The organism is Ottowia oryzae (assembly GCF_003008535.1).
Taxonomy (GTDB): Bacteria; Pseudomonadota; Gammaproteobacteria; order Burkholderiales; family Burkholderiaceae_C; genus Ottowia; species Ottowia oryzae.
Genome location: NZ_CP027666.1, coordinates 1,493,481 through 1,509,319, shown reverse-complemented (window position 1 = coordinate 1,509,319; position 15,839 = coordinate 1,493,481). Strand labels below are relative to the sequence as shown.

Below are 15,839 nucleotides of genomic sequence, written 5' to 3'. Positions count from 1 at the left end.
ACATAGCGGCTCAGGCGCTGCGCGAATGCCCACCTGATACGTCGATGTGACTTCCAGTGGTGTAGGAAGAAAAAGGCGAGACAAGGAATGTCAGCGCGCGGGCAGCTTCAACCGGCAGGCCAAGCCGCGCCAACGGAATGTGCTTGGTCGCGGCAAGGTTGGCGCTCCAGGTCTGCCAATCCTGGGATTTTTCCTCGCGCGCCTCAAAGCGGCGACGCCATTGACCCGATTCGACCAAGCCAATCAAGATGCCGTTGACCCGCACGCCCTGAGGCGCGAACTCTGTCGCCATGGAGCGGACAAGATTCAAAATCCCCGCGCGCGCTGCTGACGTGGCCACCATGTGCGGCTCTGGCTGGCGCGCCAGCAACGAATTGGCGCAGGCGATCGCGGCGTCGCCTAAGCGTCGTCGTTCTGCGGCCAGTTGCGGAAAGAAGGCCCGAGTGGGATGAATGACGGAAAGGAACTTGAGCTTGAGTTCATCCAACCAGGCTTGGTCATCCGTATCCGCGAAGGTGGACACACGCCCCTGGCCCGCGTTGTTCACCAGCATGGCTGCAGGGCCCAGCACGGCTTGACTTTCGTCCGCAAACGCCCGCACCGCTTCATCGTTCAGCACATCGAGTACGCGAGAGAATTTTGGAAGCAGGGAAGGCGGCGCGAAGAGCCTGCTCCGCCTGGGCGAGCCGCGCAGCATCGCGCCCGCAAAATGCCACGGCCGCCCCAGCAGACAAGAGTGTCTCGACCGTCGCCAGGCCGATGCCGGAGCTGCCGCCAGTGACCACCGCAACGCGGCCAACAAGCGCATCCGGCGGCAGAAAGCGTGAAATGGTCGACGTTGTCATAGTCACAGCCTTGGTTAGCTTGCTGTGCGCGCGCCCGATTGGCTCGCAGCGATGGCACGCGCGGCCCGCACCGCGGGCGCATAGCCCAACATGCCGGAAATCTCTCTGTCAACTCCAGGGATGCGAGGTATTCGAAGCCGAGGCGGAGGACGGGAGGGTGTGCAGAATTTTGTGTAAACGGACAATCCACCGCCGGCGCAAGCCGGCCTGTCCGCAAGCACAATGAGCACCAAGAAACACGACGTATCCGAAGAACTGCTGTCTGGCCTGCTGGCCAACTACAAGAAGCCCGAAGACCTCATCGGCGAGAACGGCCTGCTCAAGCAGCTGACCAAACTGCTGGTGGAGAAGGCGCTGGACGTGGAGTTGACCGAGCACCCGGGGCACGAGCGCCATGAAGCCGTGGCCAACGCCAGCGGCAACACCCGCAACGGCAAGAGCAAGAAGACCCTCAAGGGCGAGTTCGGCGAGCTGCCCATCGAAGTACCCCGTGACCGCCACGGCAGCTTTGAGCCCCAGCTCATCCCCAAGCACCAGACCCGCTGGAACGGTTTCGACGACAAAATCATCTCGCTGTACGCCCGTGGCATGACGGTGCGCGAGATTCAGAGCCACCTGCAGCAGATGTACGGCGCCGAGGTCTCGCCCAGCCTGATTTCATCGGTGACGGACGCCGTCAGCGAAGAGGTCAAGGTCTGGCAGGCCCGCCCGCTGGACGCCATCTACCCCATCGTCTATCTGGACTGCATCCACGTGAAGGTGCGCGAGGGCGCGGTGCGGGTCAAGGCGGTGTACCTGGCCATCGGCATCAACATGAATGGCGAGAAGGAGGTGCTGGGCCTGTGGCTGGCGCAGACCGAGGGTGCCAAGTTCTGGCTGCAGGTGGTCACCGAGCTGCGCAACCGGGGTGTGCAGGACATCTTCATCGCCTGCGTTGACGGGCTCAAGGGCTTCCCCGATGCCATCGAGGCGGTGTTCCCCAAGGCTGTGGTGCAGCTGTGCATCGTGCACATGGTGCGCCACAGCCTGAACTACGTCTCGTGGAAGCGCCGCAAAGAGGTGGCAGCAGACCTGCGCCACATCTACCAGGCCGCCACGGCCGAAGAGGCCGAGCTGCGACTGGGCGAGTTCGAGGCCAAGTGGGATTCGGACTACTTGCCCATCGGCCAGTCCTGGCGCAGGAACTGGAGTCGGTTGACGCCGTTCTTTGACTATCCGGCGGAAATCCGCAAGGTCATCTACACGACCAATGCCATCGAGTCGGTGAACATGGGCCTGAGGAAGCTGAGCAAGAACCGGGGCTCGTTCCCCAGCGACGAGGCGCTGACCAAGCTGTTCTACCTGGCACTGCGCAATATCAGCCAGAAGTGGACCATGCCCATCCGGGATTGGAAGGCTGCGCTGACCCGCTTTACTATTCAGTTCGCAGACCGCATCTCCGTCAATTGAAGTCCGAACCGTTTACACAAAAATTCGGGCACGCCCTCTCGTAGCTATTGGGTGACTGGTATCCCAGCGTGGAGTGCAGCCTGATAGGGTTGTAGAAGCCCACGATGTAGTCCGCGATGTCCGCCTTGGCCTCGGCATGGTTTGCATAGTCGCGCTGCCAGACACGCTCCATCTTCAAACTCAGGAAGAATCGCTCCATCACTGCGTTGTCCCAGCAGTTGCCCTTGCGACTCATGCTGCTCACCAGGCCGAGGCTGTGCAGCAACCCCATGTGCAGCTCGCTGGCGTACTGACTGCCTCGGTCCGAATGAACCAGCAATCCCGGCTTGGGGCGGCGGCTTGTGATGGCCATGCTCAGCGCCTCGCACACCAGCTGTGCTGGCATGCTCGGGGCCATGGCCCAGCCCACTACTTTTCTGGAGAACAGGTCCAGCACCACCGCCAGATAGAGCCAGCCACTGCGTGTGCGAACGTAGGTGATGTCGCTGGCCCATGTCTGGTTGGGCTTGTCAGGACTGAACTGGCGCTGCAGTACGTTGTCTGCAGCCGAGCCATGGCGACTGTCGGTGGTGTGCGTGAACTTGCGTCGCCAGCGCGCTCGCAGCCCGTGCGCGGCCATCAGGGTGCGTGCTTTGTGGCGCCCAACAGCCCAGCCTTGCAATTTCAGCTGTGCACTCAGGCGGCGACTGCCGTAGCTGCTGCCACTGGCATGGAAGACTGCTTTGGCCTGAAGGCTCAGCGGGCTCACTGCAGCCTTTGTGGTGGCACGCTTGCGCGCCGCGTACCAGCCCGAGCGGCTCATGCCGAGCACCCTGCACCACTGGCTCACTGTGGCCTTCTGCGCCTGTGCTTGCGCACTCATCAGGTCCTGAATCATTTCATTTCCCGGGCGAAGAAGGCCGACGCTTTTTTTAAGAGTTCATTGTCCGATTGCAATTGCCTGACCTGAGACTCCAATTGCCGAATGCGTTGCTGCTCGGCCGTCAATGGTTTGCCAACACCTGGGCGCCCGGCCGCCTCTTCGTCGTACTGCGCCAGCCAGCGGCGCACCGCGCTGTCAACCAGATCCAGATCCTTGCTGACCTGAGCCACGCTCAGATTCTGTTGTCGGCCCATCTTGGCCACTTGCAGCTTGAAGGCTGCGTCAAACGCCCTGCGCGCTCTTTTGTCTTTCATGTTCGTCATCTCCTCTGGGGTCTATGGGCCCCTATCGAGGTGTCCTATTTCATTGGACCATGACACCCCGGCCCTCTCCCGCAAGGGGAGAGGGAGGAAGACCGGAGATGTCGCTGTAGAGGGTCAGGCGGTCTGGAGCGCGGGTGCAAGGGCTGCAGCGTGGGGCTCGGTCGCATACCAGCTGCGCAGCTTGCCGGGGTTGAGCAGGCCTTGCGGGTCAAAGCGGCGCTTCATGCCCACCACGGCGGGGTCAAGGTTGTTCTGCTTGCCGTCTTCCACGATGTACACGTGTGGGTTGTTGATCTGCACGCCGTGGTCGCGGTAGATCTGCATGATCTGGTTCAGGCGCTCCTCAGTGGTGTAGCGGATGATCTGCAGGCCGCTGCAGTTGAAGGCGCCTTCCTTGGTGCGCAAGAACTCCAGGTGCATCATCACCTCGCCTTTCAGCGCAGCCTCCAGCGCCTTCACCTGTTTGAGGCGGTGCATGGGGTTGAAGCCGCTCTGGATGTAGGTCAGGCCCTTGTCCACCTTGAGGGCGTGCAGGGTGGTGTGGTTCCAGGTGTATTCGAGCAGCGTCTTGTGGCTGCTGGCCACTTCATCGGCCGTCTTGCGGTAGGTGACCTGGCCGCCGTGCTGGGCCACCATGTCGCGCATGCCTGCCTCGGAGTGCGGGGCCACCAGCAGCAGCACCGCGTGCTGGTTGGCAGGCAGGTGCTCGGCCAAGCTGGTGAAGTACTGCGGGATGGGGGCGGCCACAAAACACACCTCTTTTTTCTCCAGCCCGGGGGCGCTGCTAAAGCGGTCGGCAAACTCCAGCGCAGCGTCAAACTGCTCGAAGGTGGCGATGCATTCGGTCCACTCCACGGCGGGGGTCAGGGCCACTTCCAGCTCCAGCACGATGCCGTTGGTGCCGTAGGTGTGGTGCAGCAGCATGGCCTCGGGGCCGCGCAGTTCGATGATTTGGGGCTCGGGCTCTACCGTCATGGCGCGCACGGCCAGCACGTTGCCGGGCGCGGCCAGCGGGCCGTGGTTGATGGAGCCTGCGCCGCCAAAGCCGCCGCCAAACAGCCCGCCCAGCGTGGCGCTGCGGTAGGTGCTGGGCAGCCAGCGCAGTTCTTGCCCGTGGGGCTTGGCCTGCGCATCAAAGTCTGCCAGTCGGATGCCCGATTGCGCGCGGCCCACGCCGCCGCGCACCCAGCCAAAGGCGTTGTAGCCCGACAGGTCCAGGATCACGCCGCCATGCAGTGGCGTGCTCTGGCCGTAGTTGCCGGTGCCGCTGCCGCGCACGGTGAGTGGGATGCCCGCGCTGGCGCAGGCGGCCACTACCTGGCGGATTTCTGCCTCTGTGCGCGGGCGCACGGCGATGTCGCCGCGCTTGCCTGCCAGGTCGCGCTTGAGCACGGGGCTGAACCAGGCAAAGTCCTGCGAGAGGCGGCCCACGCGCAGCGGGTCGGCAATCCAGTCCAGGTCGGGCAGCAGGTCGTGCAGTTGTTGGGCGGTGGTGGTCATGTCGGTATCTCCTTGGCCGTTGGCGGCCGTTTTGGGCAAAAGGAAGCCCTTGCCGCGCGCCAGTGTCTGCGCGCGGTGTGTTGGCGATGGGGTTGAAAGGTCTAGTCGTGCGACGTTTCGCTGGCGTGCCAGCCGCCCAGGGCGACGCGTGTGAGCCATGCCATCAGCACGAAGAGCGCGACGCCGGTGAGCGAAATCAGCAGCAGCGCAGCAAACATGCGCGGGATGTTGAGCTGGAAGCCTGCCTGCAGGATCTGGTACGCCAGCCCTGCACCCTGGCCCCCGGTGCCCGCGACAAACTCGGCCACCACAGCGCCGATGAGCGCCAGGCCGCTGGAGATGCGCAGCCCGCCAAAGAAGTAGGGCAGCGCGCTGGGGATGCGCAGGCGCAGCAGGGTCTGCAGCCGCGTGGCGCGGTTGAGCTGGAAGTAGCTTTGCAGGTCAGGCTCCACACTGCGCAAACCCAGTGTGGTGTTGCTGATGATGGGGAACAGGGCGACCAGTGCGGCGCAGATCACCATCGATGCCGTCGGGTCCTTCACCCAGATGATGATGAGCGGCGCCACGGCCACAATGGGCGTGACCTGTAGCAGCACGGCGTAGGGGAAGAGCGCGGTCTCGATGCGTTTGCTCTGCACAAACAGGAACGAGATCAGCACGCCCGCCACCGTGGCCACCACAAAGGCCAGCACCGTGATCTTGACGGTGACCCACAACGAGCCGCCCAGTGCGGCCCAGTCGGTGAACAGCGTCTTCATCATCAGGATGGGCGAAGGCACCAGGTAGGGCGGCAGCTCCATGGCCGTGACCAGGCCCTGCCACAGCGCGATCAATACCAGGCCAACCAGCACGGGGTACACCACGCGCTGCACGCGGGGCTGGGCCATGAGTGGCGGGCGTTTGGGCGTTGCCTTGGTGGCAGGTTTGGCAGCGACTGGTGCAGGCGTCGAGCGCGGTGCGGCTGCGGGATGAGGGGCGACCACGGGCGACGCCATCGGTGCGGAAGGGAAGGGGGTGCTCATGCCACGGTCTCCTCGGTGTCCACGCTGGCGCGCAGCAGGCTGTCCTGCAGCAGCTTGGCATATCGGCTGAATTCGGGCGACACCATGAAGTCGGCCGTGCGGGGGTAGGGCGCGTCGATGCGGAACTCTTCGACCACGCGGCCGGGGCGCGCGGCCATCATGACCACGCGGCTGGAGAGGAACACTGCCTCGTGGATCGAGTGCGTCACAAAGATCACGGTGAGCTTCTTCTTGCGCCACAAGTCGAGCAGGTCGGCGTCGAGCTTGTGGCGCGTGATTTCGTCCAGTGCGCCAAATGGCTCGTCCATCAACAGCAGGTCGGGCTGGGTGACCAGGCCGCGCGCGATCGATACGCGCATCTGCATGCCTCCCGACAGCGCGCGGGGCAGGGCGTTGGCAAACTTGGACAAGCCCACCAGCGCCAGCGCTTCGGTCACGCGCGCATCGGCCTCGGCACGTGGCACACCCGCCAGGTCCAGCGGCAGGCGCACATTGGTCTGCACACTGGCCCAGGGCATGAGCGTGGGTGACTGGAAGACAAACGCCATCTTCTTGCCGCTTTCGTCCAGCTGCGCCACGGGCTTGCGCCACAGGTGCAGACGGCCGTCGGTGGGCTCCAGCAGGCCCGCCACCATTTTCAGCAGCGTGCTCTTGCCGCAGCCCGAGGGGCCGAGCAGGGTGACGAATTCGCCTTCCTCGATGGTCAGGTCCACCGGCAACAGGGCCTGCGTGCCATTGGGGTAGGTTTTCTCGGCAGAGAGGACCTCCACGGCGGGAGTGGAATGGGTGGCTGGTATCGGGGTGTGCATCAGCGGCGGAGAGTCAGCGGGGGATGTCATGGTCGCCTTTCGATGGATGCGGCCGGGCGTGGGAGGGCTGCGCACCGGCCGCTGTTTCAGGGCTGTCAGGGCTCAGGGCAGAACCTTGAGGTCTTTGACGAAGGCGGTGGTGTAGGTCTCGGTCAGCTTGACCTTGGCGGGGTCGATGAGCTTGGCGTCCACCAGGAAGTCGTAGCTGGCCTTGGCACGCGCGTCGGTCATGATGCCGATGCCCATGGTGGCTGCGTCGCCCCCGGTGGCCATGCCCATTTCCTTGAGCTTGGCCACGCTGTAGGCGAGCTGCTCGTCGGTCATGTTGGGGTTGTCTTTCTTGATGAGCGCGTTGGCGGGGGCCGGGTCGGCCAGGTAGCTCTTCCAGCCTTCCATCGACGCTTTCACGAACGAGGCCACGGCGGCGCTGCGGTCCTTCACCGTCTTTTCCATGCACGAGATGGTGGTGGCGTAGGCGGGGTAGCCCTGGTCGCTGAACATCAGCGTGTTGGCCTTGACACCCGCCTTCGCAATCGCAAACGGCTCGGAGGTCAGGTAGCCCTGCTGGGCGCTGTTCTTGTCGGCGACGAAGGGCTGGATGTTGAAGGTGTAGGGGCGGGTCTGCGAATCGGTGAAGCCGTACTTGGCCTTGAGCCAGGGCCAGTAGCCGCGCTGGGCCGACGAGGCGATCAGGATGGTCTTGCCCTTGAGGTCTTCGAACTTCTTCACGTCCTCGTGCGCGATGAGCACCTGCGGGTCCTTCTGGAATACGGCCGCCACATTGACCACGGGCACGCCGCCTTCACGCATCTGGATCATCTGCAGGTCGCTCGACCCCATCACGCATTCGGCCTGGCCGGCGGCCATCATCTGCACGATGTTGACCTGCGGGCCGCCCATCTTGATGGTCACGTCCAGCCCGTACTTTTTGTACAGGCCCGTAGCCACCGCCTGGTAGAAGCCGCCATGCTCGGCCTGCGCATACCAGTTGGTCATGTAGGCGAACTTTTCCTGCGCGTGGGCCTGCATGGTGCCGACGGCACCAACAGCGAGCAGCGCGGCTGCACCAAGTTTGGAAAGGCGGGAGGCGGTCTTCATCATGGTGGTACTCCGGTAGGGGATGGAGGTGGAACGAAGGGACAACGAAGGGAAAGGCGAAAAGGATTGGCGGTGGCGTTCGCAGGTTTCAGGCCAGTGCGGACGAGTGTTCGATGTGCCCGGTGTGATGGGCACGGCCCCAGGTGGGCTCAGTGCGCGGTGCCCACTGCAGCTTGTGCAGCTCGGTGATGGCGGCGGCCCAGCTCACGGCCAGCGATTCGAGGATGGCGTGGCCCTGCTCGGCCGTGGCGGGCAGTGGGTCGCCAATGATTCCGCTGGGGCCGAAGTCGCGGGCACTCCAGGCGCAGGCGGGGCGGCCGTCGGGCGAGAGCAGGGGCGAATCAAATACGGGCGGGTAGTTGACCACCGCGCGCTCCATGTGCACGGTGTCGGGGGCCAGGGCCAGCATCAGTGCGGTTTCGCCGTGGCCCGCATGCATGGCCAGGCGCTTTTCCTTGTCGGAGAGGAACTGGCCCGCCACATGCGGCACCCGCCAGGTGAAGCTGGGCACCACGATGAAGTCGCCATGGCGCAGCCGCAGCTCGCGGGCGCACATCTCCATCACCTGCGGCTGGCCGCCGTGGCCGTTGACGAACAGCAGCTTGCGGAACCCCGCGCGGTATACCGACTCGCCCACCTCGTTCATGGTGGCCAGCAGGGTCTCGCCGCTGAGCGTGACCGTGCCGGGGAAGTGCAGGTGCTCTTCGGACTTGCCGTAGGTAATGGGTGCCATCGCAAACGCTGGCACATCGGCCGGCAGGCGCGCCAGCGCATGGCCCACCACGCCTGCGCTGATGACGGTGTCCACCGCACACGGCAGGTGCGGGCCGTGCTGCTCGGTCGCGCCGGTGGGCAGCACGATGACGGTGTTCTCCTTGTCCGGCAGGTCTGCGATCTCGGTCCAGCTCAGGTAGGGCAGGTAACGGTGGGGCGGGTTGTAGCCGTGCAGCATGGGTGGTTCTTTCGTGAAGGAAGCTGTTGTCAGCGCAAAGGGAGGTAGGCCGTGGCCTCCACCTCGATGAGGATGTCGGGCGTGGGCAACATGCCGCTCACTTCCACCACGGTGGATGCGGGGGGCTCGCCGGGGAAGAACAGCTTGCGCACGCGGCTGTACTGCGGGAAGTGGTCCAGGTTCTTGAAGTACTGCACCAGCTTGAACACGTCGGACATCTGGCCGCCTGCGGCCTCGATGGTCTGGCGGATGCGGTCGAGCACGTACCAGCTCTGCGCGAGGATGGGCCCCTCCTTGATGTCGCTGCTGAACTCGCCCGTGCGGCCAATCAGCGTGGCGGCTTCATGCGGGATGTCGTCATAGCCGCGCACGATGCGGCTGGCGGCGGGGTCCACGGCGATGATCCCGCTCAGGTAAATGAAGTCGCCTGCGCGGCGCCATGCGGCGTAGCGGGCCAGGGGCTGGGCGATGCCCGGTGCAGGTGCGGTGACAGATGCGGTGCTCATGCGAGGCTCCTTGCGGATGAGGTGTTGGGCACGTGGGTGGGCACCTGCCAGGCGGCCGGTGCATGGCCGCTGGCGACGCGGCCCTGGCGCAGCACCACGCGGCCCTGCGCGCCTTGTGTGCGGGATGGAAAGCCCCAGTGGTCGGCCTGGGTGAAAACCAGCAGGTCCGCCATCGCACCGGGCTGCAGCGGCAGAGCGGTGGTGCCAGTGCGGCCGGTGCGCAGCCAGTCGGTGCGGCACAGCGATTCGCTCCATTGGTCGAACGGTGCCTCCAGCTGCGCCGCCAGCACGCCCGTGGCCAGGGACTCCAGCGGGTCGAAGCTGCCCACGGGGCAGAACGGGTCTTGCACGTTGTCGCTGGCCACCAGCACCGGGATGCCGCGTGCACGGGCCTCCTTCACCAGCGTAAGGCCACGCTGGCGCGGTGTGCGGCCGGTGGTGGCGTCCTGCAGCAGCAAATTGGTGATGGGCAGCGTCACCAAGGTGATCGGGCTTTGTGCCACGGCGTCGAGCGTGGCGAGGGCCGTGGCCTCGTCCTGTGCCGCCAGAGCGCAGGTGTGGCCGCACACCACATGGCCTTCAAAGCGCAGATCCTTGAGCAGTGCAGCCGTGGTCGCCAAGCCCTGGGCGCCGGGGTGCAGTTCTTCGTCCACATGCAGGTCCACGTTCAGCCCGTGGTGTTGTGCGGCTTCCAACAAGTGGCGCAGGGCCTGCGGGTCCCAGTTGGTGGAATGCACAAAGCCGCCCAGCAAGGCGCCGGGGCCGCTGGCGGCCACGGTGGCGGCCAGCTGCATGGCGGCGCTGCGATCTGTGTACAGGTGCAAGGGGATCAGGCTCACGCGCTCCAGCGTGATGCGGTCGGCCCAGTCATGGGCCAGTGCGCGCAACACGTTCCACGCCAGTGGCTGTGCGTCGGGCTCCCACCAGTCGCAGTGGGTGCGCAGGTGCACGGTGCCCGCGTCGCAGGCCCATTGCAGAGCGCGGCTGGCGCGGGCGTGGATGTCGGCCTCGGTCCAGCTTTGGCGGTCCACCATCATGGCCTCGATGGCGCCGAGCAGGCCGGGCTTGACAACGCCCATGCGGGGCAGGGTGAAGGCCTTGTCCAGGTGAGTGTGCGCATCCACCAGGCCGGGCAGCACCAGCGCGCCCGCCACGTCCCACACCGTGCCGTGGGGCGCTGGCTGGGTGCCATGGGGCAGCACCTGCACGATGCGGCCCTGGGCCAGGTGCAGGTCGGCCAGTGCGGGGTGGTGGCCCTGCTGCGGCCACGCGGAAGGCAGCAGCCAGCGCGGCAACCTTGCGCGCAGGATGTGGTCGGGAGTGCTGGATGCGTGCATGCCGTGGCCTTTAGAAATGGGTCTTATGCAAAGCGCGCCATGGCCTGGCCCACACGGGCCTTGAAGGCCGCCAGCCGGGGTGGGGTGGCCACGTTCATGTGGTAGTAGGCGTGGTAGTCCACCCGCGCCTTGCCCCCAGTGAGCAGGCGCATGTAGCGTGTGATGGACTTGCGCGGTGGGTCGCCCATGAACAGGGCCGTCCAGCGGGGGCGGCCATAGGTGACCACGGCAGCGATGCGCTTGATGTGCGTGAGCGAGGGCTTGACGTTGTGCGGATCGCTGATGTCAAAGGCCACGCCGGGCATGAGCACGCGGTCAAAAAAACCTTTGAGCATCGCCGGCATGCCAAAGCACCAGGTGGGAAAGCAGAACACCACCGCCTCGGCCCAGAGCAAGCGGTCCACATAGCCCTGCACGGGCAACTGGTTGCTGGGCACCTCGTGGTAGCCCAGCCGCTCCTCGCGGGTCATCACGGGGTTAAAGCCCTCGGCGTACAGGTCGCAGTCGTCCACCTCGTGGCCCGCGCCGCGCAGCTGCTGCACCACCTCGGTGTGCAGTGCGGCGTTGTAGCTGGTCTCTACCGGGTGGCAATAGATCACGAGGATGCGCATGGCGGGTGTCCTGGTTGTTGAAGTTCAGAGGTCGAGCGTGAGCGTGGGCCCGTGGCTGCGTGCGCAGCACACGGCGAGGTGGGTGGCTTGCTCTGCGGCGCTCAGGCAGCTGTCGCGGTGGTCGGGTTCGCCGTCCAGCCAGCGGGTCACGCAGGTGCCGCACACGCCCTGCTCGCACAGGGTTTCCAGCGGCACGCCTGCGAGCTGCAGCACGTCGGCCATGCTCTCGCCGGGGCCAACAGGCAAGCGCATCTGTCTGCGCTGCAGGATCAGCTCGAACGTGGGTTCTGTGCGGGTGGCGCTGGCGGTGTCAGGGGCTATCTGCATTGTTTGACCATGTGATTTGATCGATTGGTCAAACTATTGCAAAGGCTGTGCCAGCCACAAAAAGCCGTCAAACGTCTTTGTGGTGGATCAACGTGGCCTTGTTGCGACCGATTTGCGCCGCTTGCTGGTGCGCATCACGCCCCGCAGGCCCTCTGGCGCGCAGACCATGCCCAGAAATGGGCGTGGGGCTTTAGTCTGGTGCGAGGCCACAGCCCAGCAGCACAAAGCTGGTGAGTTCGCGCACGATGGGCTCGCGGACGAGGGTGTGCAGAATTTTGTGTAAACGGACAATCCACCGCCGGCGCAAGCCGGCCTGTCCGCAAGCACAATGAGCACCAAGAAACACGACGTATCCGAAGAACTGCTGTCTGGCCTGCTGGCCAACTACAAGAAGCCCGAAGACCTCATCGGCGAGAACGGCCTGCTCAAGCAGCTGACCAAACTGCTGGTGGAGAAGGCGCTGGACGTGGAGTTGACCGAGCACCCGGGGCACGAGCGCCATGAAGCCGTGGCCAACGCCAGCGGCAACACCCGCAACGGCAAGAGCAAGAAGACCCTCAAGGGCGAGTTCGGCGAGCTGCCCATCGAAGTACCCCGTGACCGCCACGGCAGCTTTGAGCCCCAGCTCATCCCCAAGCACCAGACCCGCTGGAACGGTTTCGACGACAAAATCATCTCGCTGTACGCCCGTGGCATGACGGTGCGCGAGATTCAGAGCCACCTGCAGCAGATGTACGGCGCCGAGGTCTCGCCCAGCCTGATTTCATCGGTGACGGACGCCGTCAGCGAAGAGGTCAAGGTCTGGCAGGCCCGCCCGCTGGACGCCATCTACCCCATCGTCTATCTGGACTGCATCCACGTGAAGGTGCGCGAGGGCGCGGTGCGGGTCAAGGCGGTGTACCTGGCCATCGGCATCAACATGAATGGCGAGAAGGAGGTGCTGGGCCTGTGGCTGGCGCAGACCGAGGGTGCCAAGTTCTGGCTGCAGGTGGTCACCGAGCTGCGCAACCGGGGTGTGCAGGACATCTTCATCGCCTGCGTTGACGGGCTCAAGGGCTTCCCCGATGCCATCGAGGCGGTGTTCCCCAAGGCTGTGGTGCAGCTGTGCATCGTGCACATGGTGCGCCACAGCCTGAACTACGTCTCGTGGAAGCGCCGCAAAGAGGTGGCAGCAGACCTGCGCCACATCTACCAGGCCGCCACGGCCGAAGAGGCCGAGCTGCGACTGGGCGAGTTCGAGGCCAAGTGGGATTCGGACTACTTGCCCATCGGCCAGTCCTGGCGCAGGAACTGGAGTCGGTTGACGCCGTTCTTTGACTATCCGGCGGAAATCCGCAAGGTCATCTACACCACCAATGCCATCGAGTCGGTCAACATGAGCTTGAGAAAGCTGACCAAGAACCGGGGCTTGTTCCCCAGCGACGAGGCGCTGACCAAGCTGTTCTACCTGGCGCTGCGCAACATCAGCCAGAAGTGGACCATGCCCATCCGCGATTGGAAGGCTGCACTGACCCGCTTTACTATTCAGTTCGCAGACCGCATCTCCGTCAATTGAAGTCCGAACCGTTTACACAAAAATTCGGACACGCCCGTGATCGGCGCTCACGAAGGTCAAAGGCAACGCCCAACGAATAGCGCGTTCTTTGAGGTCAGCCTCAATCGGTTGAACGGCGGGGATGGCCCCGCTCGCTGCTGGGCAAAGGCCAGAAACGGTCTTGCGGCGGGATTTCGCTGCATGCGCTCCGCCGGGGCGCGCGGCGGTGTCTAATGTGCCGCTGAATCGGCGCTGCTACTCACGAGGTCCAGAAAGCAAAAAGCCGCCCGAAGGCGGCTGAAGAGATACACAAGGATGCAGTCGTAACGACTGCACGTGCATCAGAAGTTGTGGCGAACGCCCAAACCGTAGTTATTGGTGCTGTCGAGGCGGAGCAACGCGCCATAGACAAACGTGCGCTTGGACAAGGCGTATTTGGCTTCCAGCAAACCGTTCGTGTACTTTTTGCCCATTTGGTTGCGCGTGTCGCGTGTCACGTCGGCAGTCAGGGTAAAGGCGCCGAAGTTGGCGGAGCCGCCCAGCGAGAAACCACGGCGCAGTTTCTCTTTGTCGTTGTAAGACGCGGCCAGCGCGAAGTTGCCAAAGGTGTACTTGGCACCCACGCCGTAGCCCAGTTTGCCGTTCTTCTGTTTGTGAGCTGCCAGACCGACGCCGATCGGGCCATTGGCGTAGATCGCGTTCACGTCCCAGCGAGCATTGCCACCATTGTCTGCCTTGAAGATGTAGCCAAGTTCGGCGCTGAACCCGCCCATGGTGGGCGTTTGGTAGCTGAATTGGCTGCTATTGCGAGGTGACGGATTGCCCGCGAAGCCGAAGGTGTTGGCTACAACCGAGTAGTTAGCGGCACCGGTCAGTTCCCATGTGGCCATCGAGTAGAACGAGGGATGCAGCGTACGACCCAGCTTCAAAGTACCCCAGCCGCCACCCAGCCACATGTTGGCCGCACGACCCCAGAAGCCACCACCAGAACCCAGTGCGGCGCCGTCGTCCAGGTCGAGACCCGATTCAAAGTTGAAACCTGCTTTGAGACCACCACCCAGATCTTCGACCCCGCGCACGCCGATGCGGCTGTTGCCGTTGTTCATCATGCTGCCGCTCTGGAATTCGACTTTGTTGCTGGCATCGTTACCGGGGGTTGTGCCACCGGAGCCGTATTTGATTTTGCCAACGCCAGCATCCGCCACGCCATACAGGGTGACAGACGATTGAGCCATAGCAGCGCCAGAAGCGGCGAGCACAGCCAGTGTGATGAGTGATTTTTTCATTGCAAGTCTCCAAAGTTAGATACAGAGCACCGGTACTGTGTTGAGTCAAACCGCCCAACTTCATCCGGTACAACCTCCCCAATCGGGAAGTTGCCTCTATTGCACCTAACATCGGCCGAACATGCAAAGGTTTCCGTGCGGGAAACCGGCCGGTCGGGCGGTTGTGTTGGCTTAACCCAACAAACCGCCCGCCTAAAGTCGATGCCATTGCGGCACCGACTGGCTTCAAACCAGGTCAGACTCTTTCAGAGAAATGTGCCCGACCCGTTTTGAAAACTACGATCAGAAGTTGTGGCGAACGCCGATACCGTAGTTGTTGGTTTTGTCCAAGCGCAGGAAGGCGCCATAGACAAACGTACGCTTGGACAGCGCGTATTTGGCTTCCACCACGCCGTTCGTGTACTTCTTGCCAGTCCACTCGTTCTTGGTGTCGCGCGTCACGTCAGCAGTCAGCGAGAAAGCGCCGAAGCCAGCGGAAGCACCCAGACCGAAGCCGCGACGAACAGCTTTGGAAGTGTTGGAGGCTTGCGTGTACGAACCAGCGATAGCGAAGTTACCGAAGCTGTACTTGGCGCCAGCTTGGTAGTTGGTTTTGCTGGTGCTGAACTTGTTAGCCGACACGCCAACAGCGATCGGGCCGTTGTTGTACATCAGGCCCAGATCGTAAGCAGCTTTGGAAGCGGCCAGATCGGTCTTGGTCACGTAGGCCACAGCAGCCGAGAAACCACCCATGTTAGGCGTGACATAGGCGAAGGCGCTGTTAGCGCGCGAGCCGATGCCAGCGTAGTTGTAGGTGTTGGCCAGAACCGAGTAGTTGGCAGTGCCGGTCAATTCAAACGTGGAGGTGGTCAGGTAGCTGGGCGTGAACTGACGACCCAGTTTGACCGTACCCCAGTTGCCGCCCAGCCAAATGTTGGCTTGACGAGCCCAGAAGGCGCTGTTCGTGGCGCTGCCGTCGTCCAGATCGATACCGGTTTCGAAGTTGAAGCCGGCTTTCAGGCCGCCACCCAGGTCTTCGGTGCCACGCACGCCCAGACGGCTGTTGCCGTTGTTCATGGTGCTGCCGCTCAGGAATTCATTCTTTTTCGAGCTGTCAGAGCCGCCCGATTTGACTTTACCCACGCCAGCGTCAGCCACGCCGTACAGAGTGACGGAAGACTGGGCCATAGCGGCGCCAGAGGCGGCCAGGACGGCCAGGGCGATCAGTGATTTTTTCATTGCAGGTTCTCCAGGGTAGATTGACACGGAAGAGAGAGATCGAAGCAACGTGGGGAACAGAAGAAATTCCTTCGCGGGCCCCAATGTCGCCCCACCCTTTGCTGAAAACATTTGAATTCAGGGGGAACGCAAATTCTATGTCCTTCGTCGGCGCTTAGCT

The 15,839-nt window shown here is 63.6% G+C and carries 14 protein-coding genes and 1 pseudogene; 2 read left to right on the top strand and 13 right to left on the bottom strand.

Going from position 1 to position 15,839, the window contains the following annotated elements:
• Positions 1-10: 10 nt before the first annotated feature.
• Positions 11-845: pseudogene (locus tag C6570_RS07085) on the bottom strand (SDR family oxidoreductase).
• A gap of 222 nt (positions 846-1,067) precedes the next feature.
• On the opposite strand from C6570_RS07085, the gene C6570_RS07080 reads away from it, so the two are divergent.
• Entirely contained in the window at positions 1,068-2,294 is a 1,227-nt protein-coding gene (locus C6570_RS07080; protein WP_106702591.1) for an IS256 family transposase, read from the top strand.
• On the opposite strand, the gene C6570_RS07075 is transcribed toward C6570_RS07080, so the two are convergent.
• The 10 genes from C6570_RS07075 to C6570_RS07030 all read right to left on the bottom strand — a co-directional run bounded on the left by C6570_RS07075 (position 2,287) and on the right by C6570_RS07030 (position 11,641).
• Positions 2,287-3,479, bottom strand: a protein-coding gene (locus tag C6570_RS07075; protein WP_211297659.1) for an IS3 family transposase whose coding sequence is annotated in 2 segments (ribosomal slippage) — positions 2,287-3,212 and positions 3,212-3,479 — 1,194 coding nt in all. Because the reading frame shifts where the segments join, the coding sequence is not laid out codon by codon here. The genes C6570_RS07080 and C6570_RS07075 overlap by 8 nt on opposite strands.
• Positions 3,480-3,593: 114 nt before the next feature.
• Complete coding sequence (locus C6570_RS07070) at positions 3,594-4,979, bottom strand: FAD-binding oxidoreductase (protein WP_106704560.1); 1,386 nt, start codon at positions 4,977-4,979, stop codon at positions 3,594-3,596.
• 101 nt (positions 4,980-5,080) lie between these two features.
• Positions 5,081-6,001 (bottom strand): ABC transporter permease, encoded by a 921-nt coding sequence (locus C6570_RS07065; RefSeq protein ID WP_425437910.1) that lies wholly within the window; start codon positions 5,999-6,001, stop codon positions 5,081-5,083.
• A complete protein-coding gene (locus C6570_RS07060; protein ID WP_106702590.1) occupies positions 5,998-6,810 on the bottom strand; it encodes an ABC transporter ATP-binding protein in 813 nt (270 codons plus the stop codon). Before C6570_RS07060 ends, C6570_RS07065 begins: the two co-directional genes overlap by 4 nt.
• Before the next feature lie 102 nt (positions 6,811-6,912).
• Positions 6,913-7,911 (bottom strand): ABC transporter substrate-binding protein, encoded by a 999-nt coding sequence (locus C6570_RS07055; RefSeq protein WP_106702589.1) that lies wholly within the window; start codon positions 7,909-7,911, stop codon positions 6,913-6,915.
• 85 nt (positions 7,912-7,996) lie between these two features.
• Positions 7,997-8,860: a creatininase family protein gene (locus C6570_RS07050; protein WP_106702588.1), complete on the bottom strand. Its 864-nt coding sequence runs from the start codon at positions 8,858-8,860 to the stop codon at positions 7,997-7,999.
• Between the two features lie 29 nt (positions 8,861-8,889).
• Positions 8,890-9,366, bottom strand: a complete 477-nt coding sequence (locus C6570_RS07045; protein ID WP_106702587.1) for a RidA family protein — start codon at positions 9,364-9,366, stop codon at positions 8,890-8,892.
• Positions 9,363-10,703 carry an amidohydrolase family protein gene (locus C6570_RS07040; protein WP_106702586.1) on the bottom strand — a complete coding sequence of 447 codons (1,341 nt, stop codon included), beginning with the start codon at positions 10,701-10,703 and terminating at the stop codon, positions 9,363-9,365. Before C6570_RS07040 ends, C6570_RS07045 begins: the two co-directional genes overlap by 4 nt.
• Before the next feature lie 23 nt (positions 10,704-10,726).
• Complete coding sequence (locus C6570_RS07035) at positions 10,727-11,314, bottom strand: NAD(P)H-dependent oxidoreductase (RefSeq protein ID WP_106702585.1); 588 nt, start codon at positions 11,312-11,314, stop codon at positions 10,727-10,729.
• Between the two features lie 24 nt (positions 11,315-11,338).
• The gene (locus tag C6570_RS07030; RefSeq protein WP_106702584.1) at positions 11,339-11,641 is read right to left on the bottom strand and encodes a 2Fe-2S iron-sulfur cluster-binding protein; all 303 of its coding nucleotides are present in this window, start codon (positions 11,639-11,641) and stop codon (positions 11,339-11,341) included.
• A 328-nt stretch (positions 11,642-11,969) separates the two neighbouring features.
• Here C6570_RS07030 and C6570_RS07025 point away from each other — a divergent pair, with 328 nt between their 5' ends.
• Positions 11,970-13,196 (top strand): IS256 family transposase, encoded by a 1,227-nt coding sequence (locus tag C6570_RS07025; protein WP_106702583.1) that lies wholly within the window; start codon positions 11,970-11,972, stop codon positions 13,194-13,196.
• A 320-nt stretch (positions 13,197-13,516) separates the two neighbouring features.
• Here C6570_RS07025 and C6570_RS07020 read toward each other — a convergent pair whose 3' ends face one another.
• The gene (locus tag C6570_RS07020) at positions 13,517-14,461 is read right to left on the bottom strand and encodes a porin (RefSeq protein ID WP_106702582.1); all 945 of its coding nucleotides are present in this window, start codon (positions 14,459-14,461) and stop codon (positions 13,517-13,519) included.
• 282 nt (positions 14,462-14,743) lie between these two features.
• Positions 14,744-15,706: a porin gene (locus tag C6570_RS07015; RefSeq protein WP_164675502.1), complete on the bottom strand. Its 963-nt coding sequence runs from the start codon at positions 15,704-15,706 to the stop codon at positions 14,744-14,746.
• Between the last annotated feature and the right edge of the window lie 133 nt (positions 15,707-15,839).

What these genes read in the sequence shown, in the direction of transcription:
- C6570_RS07025 (WP_106702583.1), top strand. Translation starts at nt 11,970, where the DNA reads ATGAGCACCAAGAAACACGACGTATCCGAAGAACTGCTGTCTGGCCTG.
- C6570_RS07060 (WP_106702590.1), bottom strand. Translation starts at nt 6,810, where the DNA reads ATGCACACCCCGATACCAGCCACCCATTCCACTCCCGCCGTGGAGGTC.
- C6570_RS07035 (WP_106702585.1), bottom strand. Translation starts at nt 11,314, where the DNA reads ATGCGCATCCTCGTGATCTATTGCCACCCGGTAGAGACCAGCTACAAC.
- C6570_RS07045 (WP_106702587.1), bottom strand. Translation starts at nt 9,366, where the DNA reads ATGAGCACCGCATCTGTCACCGCACCTGCACCGGGCATCGCCCAGCCC.
- C6570_RS07030 (WP_106702584.1), bottom strand. Translation starts at nt 11,641, where the DNA reads ATGCAGATAGCCCCTGACACCGCCAGCGCCACCCGCACAGAACCCACG.
- C6570_RS07065 (WP_425437910.1), bottom strand. Translation starts at nt 6,001, where the DNA reads ATGAGCACCCCCTTCCCTTCCGCACCGATGGCGTCGCCCGTGGTCGCC.
- C6570_RS07055 (WP_106702589.1), bottom strand. Translation starts at nt 7,911, where the DNA reads ATGATGAAGACCGCCTCCCGCCTTTCCAAACTTGGTGCAGCCGCGCTG.
- C6570_RS07050 (WP_106702588.1), bottom strand. Translation starts at nt 8,860, where the DNA reads ATGCTGCACGGCTACAACCCGCCCCACCGTTACCTGCCCTACCTGAGC.
- C6570_RS07040 (WP_106702586.1), bottom strand. Translation starts at nt 10,703, where the DNA reads ATGCACGCATCCAGCACTCCCGACCACATCCTGCGCGCAAGGTTGCCG.
- C6570_RS07080 (WP_106702591.1), top strand. Translation starts at nt 1,068, where the DNA reads ATGAGCACCAAGAAACACGACGTATCCGAAGAACTGCTGTCTGGCCTG.
- C6570_RS07070 (WP_106704560.1), bottom strand. Translation starts at nt 4,979, where the DNA reads ATGACCACCACCGCCCAACAACTGCACGACCTGCTGCCCGACCTGGAC.
- C6570_RS07020 (WP_106702582.1), bottom strand. Translation starts at nt 14,461, where the DNA reads ATGAAAAAATCACTCATCACACTGGCTGTGCTCGCCGCTTCTGGCGCT.